Below are 16,718 nucleotides of genomic sequence, written 5' to 3' on the forward strand. Positions count from 1 at the left end.
GCCCGCGACGAAAACTGAACGAAACCCGGGGAAAACCCCGAGAGTTGTTAAGAGATTCTATACAGGAAGCGCAAAAAAACTCGTTGGCGACAAATTTTTTTCTTTTCTATTCTTCGCCGTATCCGATGACGCATCCCGTCATCCTGCCGACTTCCCGATATGCCGATGAATACGATGACGCCTTCCGAATTTCGCCAGTCCGTGCGCCGCGGCGCCTTCCGCGGCCCGACCGCCGGCCAGTGCGGCCCGTTCGCGCAAGCGAATCTCGCGATCCTGCCCGACGCGTACGCGCACGATTTCCTGCGCTTCTGCCAGGCGAACCCGAAGGCCTGCCCGCTGCTCGGCGTCGGCGAACCGGGCGCATTCCGGCTCGACGGGCTCGGCGACGATCTCGACATCCGCACCGACGTGCCGAGCTACAACGTGTATCGCGATGGCCGGCTGACCGAGCGTGTCGAATCGCTCGACGCGCTGTGGCGCGACGATTTCGTCGTGTTCGCGATCGGCTGTTCGTTCTCGTTCGAGGACATGCTGGCGCGCGAAGGCATCGCGCTGCGCCATGTCGAGGAGGGCCGCAACGTGCCGATGTACCGCACGTCGATCCCGAACCGTCGCGCGGGCATCTTCGGCGGCCAGCTGGTCGTGTCGATGCGGCCGATGCGCGGCGCCGACGCGATCCGCGCGGTGCAGATCACGAGCCGTTTTCCGGGCGTGCACGGCGCGCCGATCCATATCGGCCATCCGCAGGAGCTGGGCATCGCCGATCTCGGCGCGCCCGATTTCGGCGACGCCGTGACGATCCGCGACGGCGAGCTGCCGGTGTTCTGGGCGTGCGGCGTGACGCCGCAGACCGCGCTGATGGACGCGAAGCTGCCGCTCGCGATCGCGCATACGCCCGGCCACATGCTGATGACCGACATCACGAACGCGTCGCTGGCCGTGTTCTGACGCAATACCGCGGCGGCCCGCGCGGCCGTCGTCCCGACTACGTCGCGGCCCGCCGCCGCGACAGCAAGACGATCCGCCCGACCGGAGGGCGGCGCGCATCCGCGGCCCGGCGCCGCGCACGGCGCGTGCACGCCACGACTCGATTTTGACCGCGCATTTCAACAGGAGATTGACCATGGAAAGCAAGACGCTTGCGGCGGCCGACGCCGAAGCCGCGGGCCCCGCGCGCAACGGCCTGTTCTCGTGGTACGCGGACGCGCAGCCGCGCGAGCGCCGCGCGTTCTGGAGCTGCAAGGTCGGCTACATGCTCGACGGGATGGACACGCAGATGCTGTCGTTCGTGATCCCGACGCTGGTCGCGACCTGGGGCATCTCGTTCGCCGATGCGGGCTTCATCGGCACCATCACGCTGCTCGCGTCGGCGCTCGGCGGCTGGATCGCGGGCATCCTGTCCGACCGGATCGGCCGCGTGCGCACGCTGCAGCTCACGGTGCTGTGGTTCGCGGTGTTCACCGCGCTGTGCGGGCTCGCGCAGAACTACCATCAGCTGCTCGCGGCGCGCGCGCTGATGGGCTTCGGCTTCGGCGGCGAATGGACGGCCGGCGCGGTGCTGATCGGCGAAGTGATCCGCGCGCGCGACCGCGGCAAGGCGGTCGGCCTCGTGCAGTCGGGCTGGGCGATCGGCTGGGGACTGTGCGCGCTGCTGTATGCGCTGATGTTCTCGCTGATGCCGGCCGAGCTCGCGTGGCGTGCGCTGTTCCTGGTCGGGCTCGCGCCCGCGCTGCTGGTCGTCGTGATTCGCCGCTACGTGAAGGAGCCCGACGTCTACGAGAAGGAAAAGGCCGCACAGGCGCGCGTCGCCGATGCGCCGCGCCTCACCGAGATCTTCGCGCCGCAGCTGATCACGACGACGCTGCGCGCGGCGCTGCTGACGACCGGCGCGCAGGGCGGCTACTACGCGATCACGACGTGGCTGCCGACCTTCCTGAAGACCGAGCGGCACCTGACGGTGATGGGCACGGGCGGCTATCTCGCGATGATCATCCTCGGCTCGTGGGTCGGCTACCTGACGAGTGCGTACCTGACCGACCGCCTCGGCCGCAAGCCGAACTTCATCCTGTTCGCGCTCGGCTCGATGGTGATCGCGTTCGCGTACACGTCGCTGAACCTGACCGACACGTCGATGCTGTGGCTCGGCTTTCCGCTCGGCTTCTTCGCATCGGGCATCTTCTCGGGGATGGGCGCGTTCCTCACCGAGCTGTTCCCGACGCGCGTGCGCGGCTCGGGGCAGGGCTTCTGCTACAACGTGGGCCGCGCGGTCGGCGCACTGTTCCCGTTCCTGATCGGCGCGCTGTCGAAGCACTACGGGCTCGGCGCGAGCATCGGGATCTTCGCGGTCGCCGCATACGGCGTGATGATCGTCGCCGCGCTGACGCTGCCCGAGACGCGCGGCCGCGAACTCGACGCCGCGTAAGCGGCGCATCGCCCGCACACCTTTTCTCCCTGATGACCGGCACCGTGACGCGGCGCGCGATGCGCGCCGTGCGACGGCGCTCGTCCTTCGATTTCACGACGCATCGATTTCATCGCCATGACTGACCGACACACTTCCCCCGTTCCCTCCGACACCGCGCGCTGGCAATTCTGGATCGACCGCGGCGGCACCTTCACCGACATCGTCGCGCGCCGGCCCGACGGCACGCTGGTCACGCACAAGCTGCTGTCGGAAAACCCCGAGCAGTATCGCGACGCGGCGGTGGCCGGCATCCGCCACCTGCTCGGCCTCGCCGACGGCGAGCCGATCACGCCTGCGCGCGTCGACATGGTGAAGATGGGCACGACGGTCGCGACCAACGCGCTGCTCGAACGCAAGGGCGAACGCACGGCGCTCGCGACGACGCGCGGCTTTCGCGACGTGCTGCGCATCGCGTACCAGAACCGGCCGCGCCTGTTCGATCTCGACATCGTGCTGCCCGATGCGCTGTACGAGACGGTCGTCGAGATCGACGAGCGCGTCGGCGCGCACGGCGACGTGGTCGAGGCGCTCGATCTCGATCGCGCCGAAGCGTCGCTGCGCCGCGTGTTCGACGCGGGCGTGCGCGCACTCGCGATCGTGCTGATCCACGGCTATCGCTATACCGCGCACGAACGCGCGCTCGCGCAGCTCGCGCGTCGCATCGGCTTCACGCAGGTGTCCGCGTCGCACGAGGTGTCGCCGCTGATGAAGATGGTGTCGCGCGGCGACACGACGGTCGTCGACGCGTATCTGTCGCCGATCCTGCGCCGCTACGTCGAGCAGGTCGCGCGCGAGATGCCGGGCGTGAACCTGCAGTTCATGCAGAGCAGCGGCGGCCTGACGCGCGCCGACGCGTTCCAGGGCAAGGACGCGATCCTGTCGGGGCCGGCCGGCGGCATCGTCGGGATGGTGCGCGCGGCGCGCGCGGCCGGCTTCGAGCGCGTGATCGGCTTCGACATGGGCGGCACGTCGACCGACGTGTCGCACTACAACGGCGAGTTCGAGCGCGTGTTCGAGACGCAGGTGGCCGGCGTGCGGATGCGCGCGCCGATGATGAGCATCCATACGGTCGCGGCGGGCGGCGGCTCGGTGCTCGGCTTCGACGGCGCGCGGCTGCGCGTCGGGCCCGAATCGGCCGGCGCGAACCCGGGGCCGGCCGCGTACCGGCGCGGCGGCCCGCTGACCGTGACCGACTGCAACGTGATGCTCGGCAAGATCCAGCCCGACTATTTCCCGCGCGTGTTCGGCCCGCACGCGGACGAACCGCTCGACCGCGACGGCGTGGCCGCGAAGTTCGCGGCGTTCGCCGACGAGATCCACGCGGCGACCGGCCGACGCGAGACGCCCGAGGCGCTGGCCGAAGGTTTCCTCGAGATCGCGATCGGCAGCATGGCGAACGCGATCAAGAAGATCTCGGTGCAGCGCGGCCACGACGTGTCGCGCTACGTGCTGACGACCTTCGGCGGCGCGGGCGGCCAGCATGCGTGCGGCGTTGCCGACGCGCTCGGCATGACGCAGGTGTTCGCGCATCCGCTCGCGGGCGTGCTGTCCGCCTACGGGATGGGCCTCGCCGACCAGACCGCGATGCGCGAGCGCGCGGTCGAAGCCGTGCTGTCGGACGACTCGCTGCCGGCGCTGAACGCGGCGCTCGACCGGCTGACCGACGAGGCGGTCGGCGCGCTGCTCGAACAGCGCGTGCCGCCCGAACGGATCGCGACCGAGCGGCGCGTGCACCTGCGCTACCAGGGCACCGATTCGGCGCTCGACGTGCCGGCCGGCAGCGTCGCTGCGATGCAGCACGCGTTCGAGGCCGCGTACCGGCAGCGCTACGCGTTCCTGATGCCGGGCACGCCGCTGGTCGCCGAGCTGGCGTCGGTCGAGGCGATCGGCCGCTCCGACGCGCCGGTCGAGATCGCGCCGCTCGCGCCGCGCGCCGACGGCGCGCCGGTGGCGGACACGACCGTGCGTTTCTATTCGGGCGGTGCGTGGCACGACGCGGCGCTGTACGTGCGCGACACGCTGCTGGCCGGCGACGCGATCGACGGTCCGGCGATCGTTGCCGAGCGCAACGGCACGACCGTCGTCGAGCCCGGCTGGCGCGCGCAGATGAGCGCGCAGGGCAACCTCGTGCTGACGCGCACGACGCCGCTGCCGACGCGCCGCTCGCTCGGCACCGACGCCGATCCGGTGCGGCTCGAGATCTTCAACAACCTGTTCATGTCGATCGCCGAGCAGATGGGGCTGCGGCTGCAGAACACCGCGTACTCGGTGAACATCAAGGAGCGGCTCGACTTCTCGTGCGCGATCTTCGACGGCGACGGCAACCTGATCGCGAACGCGCCGCACATGCCGGTACATCTGGGCTCGATGGGCGAGAGCATCCGCACGGTGATCGAACGCAACCGCGGCCGCATGCGCGACGGCGACGTGTTCATGCTGAACGACCCGTATCACGGCGGCACGCATCTGCCCGACGTGACGGTCATCACGCCGGTGTTCGCGGACGGCTCGGACGCGCCGCTGTTCTATGTCGGCTCGCGCGGCCACCATGCGGACATCGGCGGCACGACGCCGGGCTCGATGCCGCCCGATTCGACGCATATCGACGAGGAAGGCGTGCTGATCGACAACTGGCTGCTGGTATCGGCCGGCGCGCTGCGCGATGTGGACACGCGCGCGCTGCTCGCGTCGGGACGCTATCCGGCGCGCAACGTCGAGCAGAACATGGCCGACCTGCGCGCGCAGATCGCCGCGAACCAGAAGGGCGTCGACGAGCTGCGCCGGATGGTCGCGCAGTTCGGCCGCGACGTCGTGCTCGCGTTCATGGGGCACGTGCAGGACAACGCCGAGGAGGCCGTGCGGCGCGTGATCGGCGCGCTGCAGGACGGCGACTACCGCTATCCGCTCGACAACGGCGCGGAGATTTGCGTCGCGATTCGCGTCGATCGCGCGTCCCGCGGTGCGACGATCGATTTCACGGGCACCTCCGCGCAGCTCGACAACAACTTCAACGCGCCGAAGGCCGTGTGCATGGCCGCGGTGCTGTACGTGTTCCGCACGCTCGTCGGCGACGACATCCCGCTGAACGCCGGCTGCCTGAAGCCGCTCACGGTGATCGTGCCCGAGCGCTCGATGCTGAACCCCGAGTATCCGGCGGCCGTCGTATCGGGCAACGTCGAGACGTCGTCGGCGATCACCAACGCGCTGTACGGCGCGCTCGGCTGCGTCGCGTCGAGCCAGGGCACGATGAACAACTTCACGTTCGGCAACGCGCAGTATCAGTACTACGAGACGATCGCGGGCGGCAGCGGCGCGGGCAACGGCTTCGCAGGCGTCGGCGCGGTGCAGACGCACATGACGAATTCGCGGCTGACCGATCCGGAAGTGCTCGAATGGCGCTACCCGGTGCGGCTCGACTCGCACGTGATCCGCGCGGGCTCGGGCGGCGCCGGACGCTGGCGCGGCGGCGATGGTGCGGTGCGGCGGATCCGCTTCCTCGAACCGATGACCGCGTCGATCCTGTCGAACAACCGGATCCACGCGCCGTTCGGCGCGGCGGGCGGCGAGCCGGGCGCGCTCGGCCGCAACACGATCGAGCGCGCGGACGGCACGATCGAGACGCTCGACCATATCGGCCGCGCGCAGATGGCGCCGGGCGACGTGTTCGTGGTCGAGACGCCGGGCGGCGGCGGATACGGCGTCGCGGGCTGAGGCGGGTCATCCGGGCGGCGGTCGCCATCCTGCGCCCGCGGCCCGGCCATGACGGGGCGACCGCGTCCCACGCGCGCCGACATCGGGGTTTTGTCGCTCCGGTGCCGGTCGTTGCGCCGACAAAATGCCCCGTCTCCCGGAATGCAGTGTGTTATTGCCGCGTTCGGGGAAATTAAAATCGCGTATTCCCGCTAAACCGAATGGAAATTGTCCCGGCCCGCGTCAATTCGTGTCGATTCGTTCCCATTTTTCCGTTTTGGTAATAGATCCGTCCCCGGATTTTCAGATTTTTCGCAAACGCCCGTCCGGCGCGGGATCCCGCCCGCCGCGCCGCGGCCGTTGCCCGTCGCGGCGCGCGGCGCCCGATGGGGGCTGCGCATGAAAACATGCACCGATCAGTCGAGTCTTGATTCCTTGACACCCCGAATGAAATGTGAATGCCAATCCGCATCGGCATTTGATAAGATGGCTTCGTCACTCGATTGGCAGAACCCGTGCGTGATCGGCGAGCGCCGGGTCGCATGAGTTGGGAACAAGTACGGGACGAGGACCGTTGTTGCGGCTGTCGGCCGCCGCCTGGCCAGGCGTGCGGCGAGTCCGGACCAGCGGTCGGCGAACCCGCCTCCGTCTACACTGTGCGTTTTTTCTGGGTCGGGGCGTGTCCATGGATGACGAAAACGATAGCGCGGTGCTCGAGGCGCATGTCGGTACGCGCAGCCCCTGCTGGCGTCTCGGCAGCGACAGCAACGCGCTTGAACTCGCCGCCGTGCGCGGCATGACCAATATCGGCGTCGCGCTGACGGCCGACCAGGCCGCGCGGATTCGCGCGCTGACGGGCGTTACATCGCACCTGGTGCTCGACATCGTGCTGTTCGGCCATCCGGTGGCGCTGCATCTAGTCGGCAGGAAGGTCAACACGACCGACTGGGCCGGCACCGCTTCCGCGTATTCCGACACCGTGTCCGTGGCCGGCGATCTCGCGCACGGGCTGGCGTTCGCGGAGCAGGTCGTCTCCGAGGTGAACTCGCTCGTCGTGATCCTCGACCGCAACGGGATGGTGCAGCGCTTCAACCGCCTGTGCGAGGAAGTGACCGGCAAGCGCGAGGTCGACGTGATCGGCCGCAGCGCGTTCGAGCTGTTCATGAACCCCGAGCAGGGCGCGCAGTCGCGCAGCAACATCACCGGGTTTTTCGCGAGCAACCAGGCGTTCGCGGTCGAGCGCTACATCAACACCGTCAACGGGCCGCGCCTGTTCCAGTTCCGCAACAAGTTCGTGCAGAGCGGCAGCGGCGTCGACGAGCAGTTCCTGATCTGCTCGGGCATCGACATCACCGAGGAGCGCAATGCGCAGCAGCGGCTCATCGAGCTCGCGAACACCGACGTGCTGACCGGGCTGCCGAACCGTCATGCGATCAGCGAGCGCATCCATGCGGTGATCGCGGAGCAGGGCCGCGACAAGCCGGGCCAGGTCGGCATCCTGTTTCTCGATCTCGACAATTTCAAGCGCGTCAACGATCACTACGGCCACATCACCGGCGACCGGCTGCTGCAGGACGTGTCGGCGATCATCAGCGGTTGTCTGCCGTCCGGCGCGACGCTCGCGCGGCTCGGCGGCGACGAGTTCCTCGTGCTGTTCGAGAACGGCACGCGCGCGCTGCTCGAAGCGACCGCGCAGATCATCCTCGAGCGGCTGCGCACGCCGATTCATCTCGGGCTGATGGAGGTCTACACGAGCTGCTCGATCGGCATCGCGATGCATCCGCAGCACGGCGATTCGCTCGAGACGCTGATCCGCAACGCCGATACCGCGATGTATGTCGCGAAGGAAGCCGGCAAGCACACGTACCGCGTGTTCTCGCTGGAGATGAACCAGCGGGTCGCGAAGTACATGTGGCTCGACACGAACCTGCGCAAGGCGCTCGAGGAAGAGCAGTTCGTGCTGCACTACCAGCCCGTGGTCGATATCGCGACGGGCGACGTGCAGGCGGTCGAGGCGCTGATCCGCTGGCAGTCGCCGGATCGCGGGCTCGTCGCGCCGGTCGAGTTCATCCGTTTCGCGGAAGAGTCGGGCCTGATCGCGCCGCTCGGACGCTGGGTGATGCGCACGGCCGCCGCGCAGGCTGCCGCGTGGAAGGCGAAGGGGCTCGGCGTGCGGATCGCGGTGAACGTCTCCGCACGACAGTTGCAGGACATGAACATCGTGCACCAGTTCGCTTCGATCCTCGACAGCGCCGGGCTGAAGCCGGGCCTGCTCGACATCGAGCTGACCGAGAGCTGCTTCATCGAGGACGAGGATGCCGCGCACGGGCTGATGAAGCAGTTCCGCCAGCTCGGCGCGAAGGTCCATCTCGACGATTTCGGCACCGGCTATTCGTCGCTGTCGCAGCTGTCGCGGCTGCCGCTCGATGCGATCAAGCTCGATCGCAGCTTCATCACCGGCATCGACCGCAATCCGCGCTCGCAGGCGCTGGTGCGCTCGGTCGTGTCGCTGGCGAATGCGCTGAACTTCTCGGTGATCGCCGAAGGCGTCGAGACGCACGAGGAAGCCGGGTTCCTGAAGCAGATCGACGTCGGCCACGCGCAGGGCTACTACTACGCGCGGCCGATGCCGGCCCAGGCGTTCGAGGCCTGGCTCGCGGAGACCAGAAAGCTCCGGCTGATCGCCTGAGCCATCCGTTGTCGCGGCCGCCGGAATCCGGCGGCCGCCGCCGTCACGTCACACCGTGCGCAGCTTCGACACGCGCCGGTTCTGCAGCATCACCAGGCGTTCCATATACGCGAGGTCCTTCGGCTCGATCGTGAACGCCGCGTGCACCCAGTCTTCGGTGATGTCCATCAGCTCGGAGCGCGTGAGCTGGAACACGCGCTCGCGCGCGCGCAGCATCGCACGCACGCCGTTCAGCTTCGGCTTCGTCACGTCGATGAAGGTGCGCGTCGCGAGATAGGCGTCGCCTGCATCGAAGGTCTGGTCGACCAGACCGCGGTCCTCGTACCACTCGGCCGCATGCGCCTCGCCGGTCGAGATCAGCTGCTCCGCGAGCATGCGGTCGGCCTTGCGCTTGACGAGGGAGTAGCCGCCCATGCCCGGGAACAGATTGAACGCGATCTCGGGGAAACCGAGCTTCACGCCCTTCTGCGCGAGCACGTAGTGATGCGCGAGCGCCGCCTCGAAGCCGCCGCCGAGCGCGCTGCCCTCGACCATCGCGATCGAGATCGCGCCGGTGCCGAAGCCGGTGTAGATCTCGTACACGCCGTCGATGCACGAGCGCGCATAGGCCATCAGCAGGTCGCGCTTGCCGCTGCGGATCGCGTCGACGAAGAAGCTCAGGTCGCCGCCGACGTTGAACAGCTCGGGGACGAGCGAGCCTGTCACCCAGAAGTCGAACGGCAGCCCCGAGTCGCGTGCGACGCGCGCGAGGTGGATGATGTCGGTGACGAGCTGCTGGTTGAAGCATGGCCGCGGTTCCGATCTCAGCATCATCCACATGATGTTTCGGCCTTCTTCGTAAAACGCCGTCAACTGCGTGAGTTCACCGGCTTCGTAGAACGGACGGCAAGCGGGATGCGATTGGAGTTGCATGGTATGTCCTCGTGAGATGTGGTTTTTGAAGACCGCCGCGAGCGGCGCGACGCGGGCGCAAGGGCCGCGCATCGCGCCGCTCGCGAGGCATCGCCATTGTTGCGCGCGCACAAAACCCGAAATGCGGGGAACAACGCACGAAGGGGATGCGGGCGGCGATCGAGTCGGCGCGGTGAGGCGGGCGGGGGAGGAAGGCGCGGGGGGCGCGGGCGGGAAACGGCGGCCGGTCGATTTGTCGCGGCGCGATCGGGCGGCGCGGGTTTGCCGAGCCCGCCGGCGGGACCGTGACGCGCCGGCCGCGCCGTTCGCTTACACGTCGAAAGCGGTGCGGGACTGGCGCTCGATTCCCAGCGCGTGTGCGGACCGGTGGAGCGCGCGTGTGTCGGTTGGTTTCAGGCGGCGATACCGCTTCGCCCCGGTGCCGGGGAGAGGAGCATGGCCGCACTCCGGAAAGCGCGGTACATGCAGGGCGGCGAGTCTCGCGGGGCGCGCCTGCACGCGCTACCGTGGATCGTCCGGCCGGGTCCGGGTGCTTTCGCGAAGCGGGCTGTCCGACGATTCGGGTTCCGCATGGTTGAATACATCACAACGCGATATAAAATCAAAGCAGATGCTTCGTGCCGCTCACGTCATGAATGCGTGAGCGAATTGCTCGGCGACGCACATATCGCGCCGGGCGAATGTCCGGTCCGAAAGAACGAGGCGACCGGCCCGCGACAGCGGCCGGAGGCGGCGCCGCGGTAAGGACATGGGGAAATGACGATGCTGGTTACGTTTCGCTCATCCGCCGCACCCGATATCGTGATGTTGCGCGATCTGGCGCAGTACCTGCTCGGACTCGTCGGCAAGGGGCTCGACGTGCGCGGCGTGATTGCCGTCGACGAGCTGCCGGGCGCGATCGCGCGGCTCGAACAGGCCATCAGGGACGACGTCGCGCGCCAAAGCGCGCACGAACATTCGACGCCCACGGTGCGGGTCGAGCTGTCGCCGCACGCGGGCGGCCTTGCGCAACGGGCATGGCCGTTGCTGGACATGATGCGTGCGGCTCGCGAGCAGGGCCGGCACGTGATGTGGGGTATGTAGGCGCGCATCGCGCGCGCGCCGCCATGTGATGGACCTCCGCTGGAAGGCCGCCGGCCCCGCATCGCACGATGCGGGTGCCGGCGGCCGATTTTTTGGTCCGGCCCGCCGCGCGGGTGCGCCGCGCATTGCCGCGCGCGGCGTTGTCGCGATTACGGATGACGGTGCGTGTGCGAGCGCGGCGAACGCCGCGAGGGCCGGTGCAGCAGCCTGTCGCGCGCCCGGTCGCGGCTGCGCCGCTCCGCGAAGAACAGCACCGCAAATACGAGGACCGCGAGCATGATGATGATCTGGACGATGTCGTGTTCCATGTCGCCTCCGGCAGGTGGGGCTGGGATGCGCGTCGCGGCGGACGGTCAGCCTGCGGGCATCGAGGCGCCGGCGAGCTTCGTATCGATGAAGCGCTTGGCCAGCGCGATCGAGAGCCTGACCGCGTCCGCGTCGCTGCGGAACACGTGGTGCTTCGGATCCAGCAGATGCGCTTCGTGACGCCCGCCGGCGTCGTACCAGCAGACGACCGCGAGCGGCTGGTACAGCGCGCCGAGTTCGAGGCCTTCGCCGGCCAGCGGCTCGACGAGCGCGCACGCACGGATTTCGCAGCGGCGATAACGCATGCAGAGCGGTATCTCCATGGTAGTCCTCCTGGCGGCGGCCATCGTTCCGACCCCCGCGTCGCGCACGGACGCCGCAGCGGAATTTGATCCGACGAATAGGCGCCGCGTTGCGGCAAGCGCTCAGGTCAGCATCGGCATCGCTTCGATCAGCGCGATGCCGATCAATGCGCCGAGCGCGGCGCCGATCAGCTTCGGATGCCAGCGTTCGAGATGCAGCGCCGTCAGCAGCGCGCCGAACAGGATCACGCCGAGCAGCGCGAACGCCACCACGAGATAACCGATTTCGAAATCGTTGTCGATCAACACGATTGCCTCCTTCCCCATCCCGGGCCGGTCGTGTTCGTCGGCGCCGTATCGGCGCCGGCGACGTCATGTGCCCTTTGTCGCCTGTTCGAATTATATATCACAACGTGATGTAAATGGCGGTCAGATCGCGGCCGAAATGCACAAGGTCCGAATCGTGCGATCGTGAATACCGTGGCGTTTCGACGAGCGCTCGCCACGTCGCTTGACGCTCGCCGGTGCGTCACCCACACTGGACAAGCCCGGCGGGCATGCCCGCGTGCACTGCCGGCGCGCGATCGTTGCGTCCCGACACGAACGTGCACCGAGGTTCGACGTGCTGCATCCTTTTTCCCGATTGACCGGTTGCGTGCTCGCCGGCGCCGTGGTGCTCGGCGTCGGCGTGCTGGCGCGGCCCGCGCATGCCGAAGCCGGCGACGGCGCGTCCGTCACGCTGGTCGACGACACGCACGTATTCGTGATCCAGCACGACGGCTCGCTCGACGAGCACGACGATTCGACGCTGCGCGCGAACAATGCGAACGGGATCGACGCGATCGCGCAGCGCTACGTGTGGTTCGACAAGAACCTCGAGAAGGTCGAGTTGCTCGCGGCGGAAACGATCGACCGCGACGGCGTCGCGCATCCGGTCGGCGCGGACGCCATCCGCGACGTGCAGGAACCGCGCTCGGCCGGCGCGCCGACGTTCCAGGACGGCCTGTTGCGCACGGTCGTGTTTCCCGGCGTCGAAGCCGGGTCGAGCACGCGCGTCGCGTTCCGCAAGACGCGCACCAGGCCGGTCAATGCCGGCTACTTCGGCTACACGGTCGAGCCGTCGCGCGAGCCGGTCGACAGCCAGCGGCTGATCTTCGACCTGCCGGCCGACATGCCGCTCTACGCGGACGCGCGCGGCTACGTCGCGCTGCCGCCGGTGACCGCGAACGGCCGCACGCGCTACGAGTTCGATTACCGGCACGGCCCGTACGACCGCATCGAGCACGGCGCGGTCGGCTATCCGACCTACGGCGACCGGCTCGTCGTGTCGACGCTGCCCGACTATGCGGCGTTCGCCGCGCGCTACCGCAACGCGGCGGTCGATCCGAGCGCGAACGATCCGGCCGTCGTGCGGCTGGCCCAGTCGCTCACGGCAAACGCGGGCGATCCGCGCGACAAGGCACGCATCCTGTACGACTGGGTGCAGGCGAACGTGCGCTACGTCGCGCTGTTTCTCGGCGAGACGGCGGCCGCGCCGCATCGCGTGACGGACATCCTGCGCAACCGCTACGGCGACTGCAAGGATCACGTCGCGCTGTTCGGCGCGCTGCTCGCGGCGGTCGGCATTCGCAGCGAACCGGTGCTGATCAACCTCGGATCCGTTTATACGCTGCCGGCCGTGCCCGGCTACGGCGGCGGCGCGATCAATCACGCGATCACATGGCTGCCCGATCTCGGGCTTTACGCGGACACGACCACGGCCGGCATCGCGTTCGGCTACCTGCCGCCGATCGTGATGGATCGTCCGGCGCTGCTCGTCGACACGGGCGTGCTGTCGCGCACGCCGGCCACGCAGCCGCGGCGCCGCCTCGCGCGGCTCGACATCGACGCCGCGCAGCGCGGCGCCGAGTGGTTTCATGCGTATATCGAGGACGACGGCTGGACCGCCGAACTCGAGCGCAACGTGTTTCGCCGCGCGCCGCCCGAACGCATCGCGCAGCTGGCCGCGGAACGTCTGCGGCTGAGCGGGCTGCGCGGGCGCGCGCAGATCGCGACCGGCGAGCGCGGCGCGACGGACGGGCCGTTCGACGTGACGATGTCGGGCACGCTCGATCACCTGGTGTGGCCCGACGGCACGACGGCGGTGCCGGCGCTGTCGAGCCTGACCGGCGGCATCGCGACGCAGGTCGACGGCTGGCTGGAGGAGCCCGTGCGCACGCAGCCGTGGGTCTGCATCGGCGGCACGTTCGACGAGACCGCGCAGATCGCGCTGCCGCGCGATGTCGTCGTGACCGACTTGCCGGTCGACATGAGCGTGCACGATCGTTTCATCGACTTCACGTCGCACTACATATTCGATTCGGCCGCGCGCGTCGTGCAGGTCACGCGCCGGATGAACGCGGATTTCGGCCGGCAGGTGTGCACGCCCGACGAATTCGCGGCGCTGCGCGCGTCGCTCGAACGCATCGAGCGCGATACGCAGGCGCAGATCGTGGTGCGGGCGGAGCCGCGCTGAGCGGCGCCGGTGCGGCGGCGCGCGGCCGGAGTCGACGAGCAAGGGCGGACGTTGCGGCGCCCGCAATCACGCGCGCACGATCGACGCCGGTCGGCGCGCAGGAGAGGAACGATGACGGAACGAGACGATGAAATCGCCGACCTGTCGAAGGAACTGCTGGGCCGGATCGTGCAGGGCACCGTCGCGAGCGGTGCGACCGTCGATGCGCAACAGTGTGCAGCGTTGGCCGTGCAGTGCGCGACGGTGCTGATCGATCGGCTGGAAGCGCGCAGCGGGTGATTCGAAACGAATGACGGCGGCGGCGAGCAGCACGCCGCCAGCGGCTGCCCTTGGCCGCAGCACCGCCGCGCGAGTAGCGAGCCGCTTGCCGGCGGCTACGTCCCGCTCGTGCCGTGAACGGGCGCGCCATCCACGTCGGCGCCGACCCGCACCGCACCCGGCGGCCGGCCGACCACGCGCTTGAACGCGCGGCTGAACGCGGCCAGCGACCCGTAGCCGAGCCGGTACGCGACGGTTTCGATCGCCTCGCGATCGCGCGCGATCCATTGCGCGGCGAGCCGCATCCGCAGTTCGGTCAGGTAGCGCACCGGCGCCATCCCGGTCGCCGCAAGAAAGCGCTCGGCGAACACCGAGCGCGACACGCCCGCTTCGGCGGCCAGTTCCGCGACGCTCCAGTTGCGGCCCGGATCGCGATGCAGCGCGACGATCGCGCGGCCGAGCTTCGGTTCGCGCAGCGCCTGCACCCAGCCGGTCGCGTCGCCGCAGCCGCACTCGACCCAGCCGCGCACGATGAACGCGGCGACGACATCCGCGAGCCGCGCAAGGATGCCCGCGAACCCGGCGCGCTCCGCACACGCTTCGCGCTCCATCGCGTCGAGCATCGGGCGGATTTCCGGATAGCGCGCGAGCAGCGTGCCGACGTGCATGAACTCGGGCATCGTGCCGACCAGCGGCTGCATGCCGCCGAGATCGAGTTCCATGCACGCGCTGAAGATCAGCGCGTCGCCGGCACCCGGCTCGGTTGTCGCACAGGCGGGCGGCGCACCGGCCGAGCCGACCGACGCGACCGTGTCGCAGATCTTCGCGGCTTCGAAGCCGTTGATCTCGCGGCACGGCGCGTCGGGGTCGGAAACCAGCGCATGCATGTTGCCGTGCGGCAGCAGGATCGCGTCGCCGGCCTCGAGCTGCATCGTCGCGCCGGCCGCGTCGCGCAGCAGCACGGGGCCGCGTCCGACGAAATGGAACTGCGCGCGCCCCGGCGCGTGACCGAAGCTCAGCCCGAATGGCCGCGCGACCTGGATGCGGCGGTACTGGACGCCGCTCAGGCGCATCCCGAGCAGCAGCTCGCTGACGAGGTCGTGCGCGTCGGGGACGGGAGGAAGCAAGGGCTCGGCCATCGGATTCGGACGTTCGATCAATAAAGTCGGATTGTATGTCATAGACCGTCCTGCTGTCGTTCCTTAGGATACGCCGTCATCGGTATTTATCCCTATCTGGAACGGAACGACACATGAACCCCGGAATGTCTACCGCCGCCCCGCTGGCGGCCCCCCGCGAGCCCGCCTGGGGCGCTGTTTTCGCGATGACGCTCGGCGTGTTCGGGCTCGTCACGGCCGAATTCCTGCCGGCGAGCCTGCTCACGCCGATGGCCGACAGTCTCGGCGTGACCGAAGGCGTCGCCGGGCAGGCCGTCACGGCCACGGCCGCGGTCGCGCTCGTCACGAGCCTGCTGATTGCCGCCGCGACGCGCACGATCGACCGGCGCCGCGTGCTGCTCGCGTTCTCGGTGCTGCTGGTCGCATCGAATCTCGCGGTCGCGTTCGCGCCGAACCTGACGATGCTGCTGATCGGCCGCGTCGTGCTCGGCGTCGCGCTCGGCGGCTTCTGGACGATGGCGACGGCGACCGCGATGCGGCTGGTGCCGACCGCGATGGTGCCGCGCGCGCTGTCGATCGTCTTCAGCGGCGTGGCCGTCGCGACGATCGCCGCCGCGCCGCTCGGCAGCTACTTCGGCCACCTGATCGGCTGGCGCAACGTGTTCCTGATCGCGGCCGGGCTCGGCGGTGTCGCGCTGCTGTCGCAGGCGGCGACGCTGCCGTCGATGCCGCCGAGCGGCACGACGCGGCTGCGCACGCTGATCGACGTGCTGCGCCGGCCGACCGTCGGCCTCGGGATGTTCGCGACGATCCTCGTGTTCACCGGGCATTTCGCGTTCTTCACGTATCTGCGGCCGTTTCTCGAACAGGTCGCGGGCGTCGACGTGAACGGGCTGTCGGCGATCCTGCTCGGCTACGGCGTTGCGAACTTCGTCGGCACGTCGCTCGCGGGCCGCGTGCTCGAGCACCGGTTGAGGCCGATGCTGATCGCGATGCCCGCGCTGATGGTCGTACTCGGCATCGCGCTCGTCGCGCTTGGCCGCGCGCCGCTGCTCGACGCGGTGCTCGTCGCGTTGTGGGGGATGGCGTTCGGCGGCGTGCCGGTCGCGTGGTCGACGTGGGTCACGCGCACCGTGCCCGACGAGGCGGAGAGCGCGGGCGGGCTGATCGTCGCGGCGATCCAGCTCGCGATCGCGACCGGTGCGGCGGCGGGCGGCGTCGTGTTCGACGCGAACGGCGCGGCCGGCGTGTTCGTTGCCGCGGCGGTCGTGCTGGCCGTCGCGGTCGCGACGATCGTCACGGGCGTGCCGAAGCGCGTGGAAGCGGTGTCGTAAGGGATGTCGCAAGCGGGGCGGCCGGATCGCGTCCGGGCATCCGGCCG

13 protein-coding genes are annotated in these 16,718 nt (G+C 69.1%); 8 read left to right on the forward strand and 5 right to left on the reverse strand.

Features of this window, described 5'->3' with window-relative positions; translation table 11 throughout:
• Positions 1-174: 174 nt before the first annotated feature.
• From BST28156_RS03640 to pdeR, 4 genes are all read left to right on the forward strand, one after another.
• Entirely contained in the window at positions 175-948 is a 774-nt protein-coding gene (locus BST28156_RS03640; protein WP_060247617.1) for a putative hydro-lyase, read from the forward strand.
• Positions 949-1,123: 175 nt separating this feature from the next.
• Positions 1,124-2,422, forward strand: coding sequence for an MFS transporter (locus tag BST28156_RS03645; protein WP_060247534.1), 1,299 nt, complete (start codon positions 1,124-1,126; stop codon positions 2,420-2,422).
• Between the two features lie 117 nt (positions 2,423-2,539).
• Positions 2,540-6,175 carry a hydantoinase B/oxoprolinase family protein gene (locus tag BST28156_RS03650; protein WP_174901510.1) on the forward strand — a complete coding sequence of 1,212 codons (3,636 nt, stop codon included), beginning with the start codon at positions 2,540-2,542 and terminating at the stop codon, positions 6,173-6,175.
• 664 nt (positions 6,176-6,839) lie between these two features.
• Positions 6,840-8,843: a cyclic di-GMP phosphodiesterase gene (pdeR, locus tag BST28156_RS03655; RefSeq protein WP_060247531.1), complete on the forward strand. Its 2,004-nt coding sequence runs from the start codon at positions 6,840-6,842 to the stop codon at positions 8,841-8,843.
• Between the two features lie 48 nt (positions 8,844-8,891).
• Here pdeR and BST28156_RS03660 read toward each other — a convergent pair whose 3' ends face one another.
• Positions 8,892-9,755 (reverse strand): crotonase/enoyl-CoA hydratase family protein, encoded by an 864-nt coding sequence (locus BST28156_RS03660; protein ID WP_060247528.1) that lies wholly within the window; start codon positions 9,753-9,755, stop codon positions 8,892-8,894.
• Positions 9,756-10,517: 762 nt separating this feature from the next.
• On the opposite strand from BST28156_RS03660, the gene BST28156_RS03665 reads away from it, so the two are divergent.
• Positions 10,518-10,838 carry a DUF1840 domain-containing protein gene (locus BST28156_RS03665; protein ID WP_174901644.1) on the forward strand — a complete coding sequence of 107 codons (321 nt, stop codon included), beginning with the start codon at positions 10,518-10,520 and terminating at the stop codon, positions 10,836-10,838.
• Positions 10,839-10,987: 149 nt separating this feature from the next.
• Here BST28156_RS03665 and BST28156_RS03670 read toward each other — a convergent pair whose 3' ends face one another.
• From BST28156_RS03670 to BST28156_RS03680, 3 genes are all read right to left on the reverse strand, one after another.
• Complete coding sequence (locus BST28156_RS03670; RefSeq protein WP_174901511.1) at positions 10,988-11,146, reverse strand: hypothetical protein; 159 nt, start codon at positions 11,144-11,146, stop codon at positions 10,988-10,990.
• Positions 11,147-11,191: 45 nt separating this feature from the next.
• On the reverse strand, positions 11,192-11,467 hold the full coding sequence (locus BST28156_RS03675; protein ID WP_060247526.1) for a hypothetical protein: 276 nt from the start codon (positions 11,465-11,467) through the stop codon (positions 11,192-11,194).
• Between the two features lie 102 nt (positions 11,468-11,569).
• Positions 11,570-11,755 carry a hypothetical protein gene (locus BST28156_RS03680; protein ID WP_060247612.1) on the reverse strand — a complete coding sequence of 62 codons (186 nt, stop codon included), beginning with the start codon at positions 11,753-11,755 and terminating at the stop codon, positions 11,570-11,572.
• A gap of 313 nt (positions 11,756-12,068) precedes the next feature.
• On the opposite strand from BST28156_RS03680, the gene BST28156_RS03685 reads away from it, so the two are divergent.
• Positions 12,069-13,961, forward strand: coding sequence for a transglutaminase family protein (locus tag BST28156_RS03685; RefSeq protein WP_174901512.1), 1,893 nt, complete (start codon positions 12,069-12,071; stop codon positions 13,959-13,961).
• 111 nt (positions 13,962-14,072) lie between these two features.
• Positions 14,073-14,240 (forward strand): hypothetical protein, encoded by a 168-nt coding sequence (locus tag BST28156_RS03690; RefSeq protein WP_174901513.1) that lies wholly within the window; start codon positions 14,073-14,075, stop codon positions 14,238-14,240.
• A gap of 95 nt (positions 14,241-14,335) precedes the next feature.
• Here the strand turns inward: BST28156_RS03690 and BST28156_RS03695 are convergent, their stop codons facing one another.
• Positions 14,336-15,400: an AraC family transcriptional regulator gene (locus BST28156_RS03695; RefSeq protein ID WP_174901514.1), complete on the reverse strand. Its 1,065-nt coding sequence runs from the start codon at positions 15,398-15,400 to the stop codon at positions 14,336-14,338.
• A gap of 71 nt (positions 15,401-15,471) precedes the next feature.
• Between BST28156_RS03695 and BST28156_RS03700 the strand changes: the two genes are divergently transcribed.
• A complete protein-coding gene (locus BST28156_RS03700) occupies positions 15,472-16,671 on the forward strand; it encodes an MFS transporter (protein ID WP_174901515.1) in 1,200 nt (399 codons plus the stop codon).
• The last annotated feature ends 47 nt before the right edge of the window (positions 16,672-16,718 follow it).

Source organism: Burkholderia pseudomultivorans (assembly GCF_902499075.1).
Classification (GTDB): Bacteria; Pseudomonadota; Gammaproteobacteria; order Burkholderiales; family Burkholderiaceae; genus Burkholderia; species Burkholderia pseudomultivorans.